Source organism: Variovorax sp. CF079, assembly GCF_900101545.1.
In the GTDB taxonomy this organism is placed as follows: Bacteria; Pseudomonadota; Gammaproteobacteria; order Burkholderiales; family Burkholderiaceae_C; genus Variovorax.
Genome location: NZ_FMZU01000051.1, coordinates 1 through 5,645, shown reverse-complemented (window position 1 = coordinate 5,645; position 5,645 = coordinate 1). Strand labels below are relative to the sequence as shown.

General features: G+C 51.3%; 2 tRNA genes and 3 rRNA genes. All 5 read left to right on the top strand.

Features of this window, described 5'->3' with window-relative positions:
- Positions 1-385: 385 nt before the first annotated feature.
- The 5 genes from BLS74_RS33400 (at position 386) to rrf (ending at position 5,594) form a co-directional block, all read left to right on the top strand.
- Positions 386-1,920: ribosomal RNA gene (locus tag BLS74_RS33400) — 16S ribosomal RNA — on the top strand.
- Between the two features lie 69 nt (positions 1,921-1,989).
- Positions 1,990-2,066 (top strand) — tRNA-Ile (locus BLS74_RS33395).
- Positions 2,067-2,093: 27 nt separating this feature from the next.
- Positions 2,094-2,169: transfer RNA gene (locus tag BLS74_RS33390), tRNA-Ala, on the top strand.
- Between the two features lie 321 nt (positions 2,170-2,490).
- Positions 2,491-5,363 (top strand): 23S ribosomal RNA (locus tag BLS74_RS33385).
- A 118-nt stretch (positions 5,364-5,481) separates the two neighbouring features.
- A 5S ribosomal RNA gene (gene rrf, locus BLS74_RS33380) occupies positions 5,482-5,594 on the top strand.
- Together the 16S, 23S and 5S rRNA genes with 2 tRNA genes alongside form the textbook arrangement of a ribosomal RNA operon.
- Positions 5,595-5,645: the final 51 nt, after the last annotated feature.

The window sequence follows — 5,645 nt, the reverse complement described above, 5'->3', positions numbered from 1 at the left end:
AAAACCGTGTCATAATCGAAGGCTCCGCTCAAGACGGCGAGCAGCTTGGGATCCTGAAGGGATCCGAGGTGGCGAGGCTGGGGTGAGTGGGGTGGGGAGGAAGAAGAGAAGATCAAAAATTCTTCCAAAAAGTTTGGCGGTTCTTTAAAAATCGTGTGATAATCTAAGGCTTCGCTGATCGCAGCGAAGTGAGTGCAAGATAGAAGATGTTTTGCACTGGGATCGTTAAAAACATACAGCCGATAAGCGTGGGCGTTTGAGGCGAGTGGCCAAGTTCTTCGGAACGAAGTCGCAAGACTTTAAACGCTCATGAGAATAGAAGTGAAGTTCACTTCAATTCCGTTTTTATGAGTTTGCCTCGAGAGAGGCGAAAAAATTCAAGATCGAACTATAGAGTTTGATCCTGGCTCAGATTGAACGCTGGCGGCATGCCTTACACATGCAAGTCGAACGGCAGCACGGGAGCAATCCTGGTGGCGAGTGGCGAACGGGTGAGTAATACATCGGAACGTGCCCAATCGTGGGGGATAACGCAGCGAAAGCTGTGCTAATACCGCATAAGATCTACGGATGAAAGCAGGGGACCGCAAGGCCTTGCGCGAATGGAGCGGCCGATGGCAGATTAGGTAGTTGGTGAGGTAAAGGCTCACCAAGCCTTCGATCTGTAGCTGGTCTGAGAGGACGACCAGCCACACTGGGACTGAGACACGGCCCAGACTCCTACGGGAGGCAGCAGTGGGGAATTTTGGACAATGGGCGCAAGCCTGATCCAGCCATGCCGCGTGCAGGATGAAGGCCTTCGGGTTGTAAACTGCTTTTGTACGGAACGAAAAGGTTCTTTCTAATAAAGAGAGCTCATGACGGTACCGTAAGAATAAGCACCGGCTAACTACGTGCCAGCAGCCGCGGTAATACGTAGGGTGCAAGCGTTAATCGGAATTACTGGGCGTAAAGCGTGCGCAGGCGGTGATGTAAGACAGTTGTGAAATCCCCGGGCTCAACCTGGGAACTGCATCTGTGACTGCATCGCTGGAGTACGGTAGAGGGGGATGGAATTCCGCGTGTAGCAGTGAAATGCGTAGATATGCGGAGGAACACCGATGGCGAAGGCAATCCCCTGGACCTGTACTGACGCTCATGCACGAAAGCGTGGGGAGCAAACAGGATTAGATACCCTGGTAGTCCACGCCCTAAACGATGTCAACTGGTTGTTGGGTCTTCACTGACTCAGTAACGAAGCTAACGCGTGAAGTTGACCGCCTGGGGAGTACGGCCGCAAGGTTGAAACTCAAAGGAATTGACGGGGACCCGCACAAGCGGTGGATGATGTGGTTTAATTCGATGCAACGCGAAAAACCTTACCCACCTTTGACATGTACGGAATTTGCCAGAGATGGCTTAGTGCTCGAAAGAGAACCGTAACACAGGTGCTGCATGGCTGTCGTCAGCTCGTGTCGTGAGATGTTGGGTTAAGTCCCGCAACGAGCGCAACCCTTGTCATTAGTTGCTACATTTAGTTGGGCACTCTAGTGAGACTGCCGGTGACAAACCGGAGGAAGGTGGGGATGACGTCAAGTCCTCATGGCCCTTATAGGTGGGGCTACACACGTCATACAATGGCTGGTACAAAGGGTTGCCAACCCGCGAGGGGGAGCTAATCCCATAAAACCAGTCGTAGTCCGGATCGCAGTCTGCAACTCGACTGCGTGAAGTCGGAATCGCTAGTAATCGTGGATCAGAATGTCACGGTGAATACGTTCCCGGGTCTTGTACACACCGCCCGTCACACCATGGGAGCGGGTTCTGCCAGAAGTAGTTAGCCTAACCGCAAGGAGGGCGATTACCACGGCAGGGTTCGTGACTGGGGTGAAGTCGTAACAAGGTAGCCGTATCGGAAGGTGCGGCTGGATCACCTCCTTTCTGGAAACAAGCCACTTAAATTGAACGCCCACACTTATCGGTTGTTGGAAGATGTCGAGTCTTCGACATGGGTCTGTAGCTCAGCTGGTTAGAGCACCGTCTTGATAAGGCGGGGGTCGTTGGTTCGAGCCCAACTAGACCCACCATTCCTTCCGATAGTCTCGTGAGGACCCGGGGGATTAGCTCAGCTGGGAGAGCACCTGCTTTGCAAGCAGGGGGTCGTCGGTTCGATCCCGTCATCCTCCACCATTCACCGGTAGTTTGAAATTCAACACCAAAGAGGCTTTGTGCGCGAGCATGAGGCTTCTTTGTTGTTGATCGAGATCTCTTGATCAATCGGCTGTTCTTTAAAAATTCATAGAGTCGAATCAGCGTTGCTGATGGAAACTGCACATTCGTAAAGGTTTAGTGCAGACCGTGCCATCAGCGACATGAATTTTTGATTGCGTCAAATGAACTTCAATTTCGAGTCAAATCGAAAGTATGAAGACGGCATAACGCGTCAGGTGAAAGACCTGACATATTCCTTGAAATGATTTTGGTTTCTGTGAAGAAACGTCAAAGTTATAGGGTCAAGTGAATAAGAGCACGTGGTGGATGCCTTGGCGATGATAGGCGACGAAGGACGTGATAGCCTGCGATAAGCTTCGGGGAGCTGGCAAATTAGCTTTGATCCGGAGATTTCCGAATGGGGAAACCCACCGAAAGGTATCGCATGATGAATACATAGTCATGCGAGGCGAACCGGGTGAACTGAAACATCTCAGTAGCTCGAGGAAAAGACATCAACCGAGATTCCGAAAGTAGTGGCGAGCGAAATCGGAAGAGCCTGTTAGTGATAGCACAAGACTTAACGGAACAGCTTGGAAAGGCTGGCCATAGCGGGTGATAGCCCCGTACGTGAAAAGACCTGTGTGGTACTGAGCTAACGACAAGTAGGGCGGGACACGAGAAATCCTGTCTGAATATGGGGGGACCATCCTCCAAGGCTAAATACTCATCATCGACCGATAGTGAACTAGTACCGTGAGGGAAAGGCGAAAAGAACCCCGGGAGGGGAGTGAAATAGATCCTGAAACCGCGTGCTTACAAAAAGTCGGAGCCTCGTAAGGGGTGACGGCGTACCTTTTGTATAATGGGTCAGCGACTTACATTCAGTGGCAAGGTTAACCGAATAGGGAAGCCGTAGAGAAATCGAGTCCGAATAGGGCGTCCAGTCGCTGGGTGTAGACCCGAAACCAAGTGATCTATCCATGGCCAGGATGAAGGTGCCGTAACAGGTACTGGAGGTCCGAACCGACTAGTGTTGCAAAACTAGCGGATGAGCTGTGGATAGGGGTGAAAGGCTAAACAAACTTGGAAATAGCTGGTTCTCTCCGAAAACTATTTAGGTAGTGCCTCAAGTATTACCGTCGGGGGTAGAGCACTGTTTTGGCTAGGGGGTCATGGCGACTTACCAAACCAAGGCAAACTCCGAATACCGACGAGTACAGCTTGGGAGACAGAGCACCGGGTGCTAACGTCCGGACTCAAGAGGGAAACAACCCAGACCGCCAGCTAAGGTCCCTAAAATTGGCTAAGTGGGAAACGAAGTGGGAAGGCTAAAACAGTCAGGATGTTGGCTTAGAAGCAGCCATCATTTAAAGAAAGCGTAATAGCTCACTGATCGAGTCGTCCTGCGCGGAAGATGTAACGGGGCTAAGCCAGTTACCGAAGCTGCGGATTTGCAATTTATTGCAAGTGGTAGGAGAGCGTTCTGTAAGCCTGTGAAGGTGCGTTGTAAAGCGTGCTGGAGGTATCAGAAGTGCGAATGCTGACATGAGTAGCGTTAAAGGGGGTGAAAAGCCCCCTCGCCGTAAGCGCAAGGTTTTCTACGCAACGTTCATCGGCGTAGAGTGAGTCGGCCCCTAAGGCGAGGCAGAGATGCGTAGCTGATGGGAAACAGGTCAATATTCCTGTACCGATGTGTAGTGCGATGTGGGGACGGATCTTAATAGGTCATCCGGGTGTTGGATATCCCGGTTTAGTTGGAAGTAGGCGATGGGTAGGCAAATCCGCCCGTCATATACCGAGGCCAACGATCGAGCCAGCTTGCTGGTGAAGTGACTGAACGAGGTTCCAGGAAAAGCCACTAAGCTTCAGCTACACACGACCGTACCGCAAACCGACACTGGTGCGCGAGATGAGTATTCTAAGGCGCTTGAGAGAACTCAGGAGAAGGAACTCGGCAAATTGACACCGTAACTTCGGAAGAAGGTGTGCCCTATTAGTGTGAAGTGAACAACGGAGCATGAATGGGTTGCAAAAAATCGGTGGCTGCGACTGTTTATTAAAAACACAGCACTCTGCAAACACGAAAGTGGACGTATAGGGTGTGACGCCTGCCCGGTGCTGGAAGATTAAATGATGGGGTGCAAGCTCTTGATTGAAGTCCCAGTAAACGGCGGCCGTAACTATAACGGTCCTAAGGTAGCGAAATTCCTTGTCGGGTAAGTTCCGACCTGCACGAATGGCGTAACGATGGCCACACTGTCTCCTCCTGAGACTCAGCGAAGTTGAAATGTTTGTGATGATGCAATCTCCCCGCGGAAAGACGGAAAGACCCCATGAACCTTTACTGTAGCTTTGTATTGGACTTTGAACAGATCTGTGTAGGATAGGTGGGAGGCTTTGAAGCAGGGTCGCTAGATCTTGTGGAGCCAACGTTGAAATACCACCCTGGTGTGTTTGAGGTTCTAACCTAGGTCCATTATCTGGATCGGGGACAGTGCATGGTAGGCAGTTTGACTGGGGCGGTCTCCTCCCAAAGCGTAACGGAGGAGTTCGAAGGTACGCTAGTTACGGTCGGACATCGTGACGATAGTGCAATGGCATAAGCGTGCTTAACTGCGAGACTGACAAGTCGAGCAGATGCGAAAGCAGGACATAGTGATCCGGTGGTTCTGTATGGAAGGGCCATCGCTCAACGGATAAAAGGTACTCTGGGGATAACAGGCTGATACCGCCCAAGAGTTCATATCGACGGCGGTGTTTGGCACCTCGATGTCGGCTCATCTCATCCTGGGGCTGTAGCCGGTCCCAAGGGTATGGCTGTTCGCCATTTAAAGAGGTACGTGAGCTGGGTTTAAAACGTCGTGAGACAGTTTGGTCCCTATCTTCCGTGGGCGCTGCAGATTTGAGGAAGCCTGCTCCTAGTACGAGAGGACCGGAGTGGACACACCTCTGGTGTATCGGTTGTCACGCCAGTGGCATTGCCGAGTAGCTAAGTGTGGAAGAGATAACCGCTGAAAGCATCTAAGCGGGAAACTCGTTTCAAGATGAGATCTGCCGGGGCCTCGAGCCCCCTGAAGAGTCGTTCAAGACCAGGACGTTGATAGGTCGGGTGTGGAAGCGCAGTAATGCGTTAAGCTAACCGATACTAATTGCTCGTGCGGCTTGACCCTATAACTTTGATCTACGATCAAGGTGTTATGCCAAGTTGACGCATTCAAAACACTCAAAGCTGATTCCAAACTCTATGAATTCGTTGTATTGACCCAGTCAATACAACAACCCTTTATGCCTGATGACCATAGCGAGGTGGTCCCACTCCTTCCCATCCCGAACAGGACAGTGAAACGCCTCAGCGCCGATGATAGTGCGGGTTCCCGTGTGAAAGTAGGTCATCGTCAGGCTCTTACAGCCCCAAAAAGCCCAACCAGAAATGGTTGGGCTTTTTGCTTTGG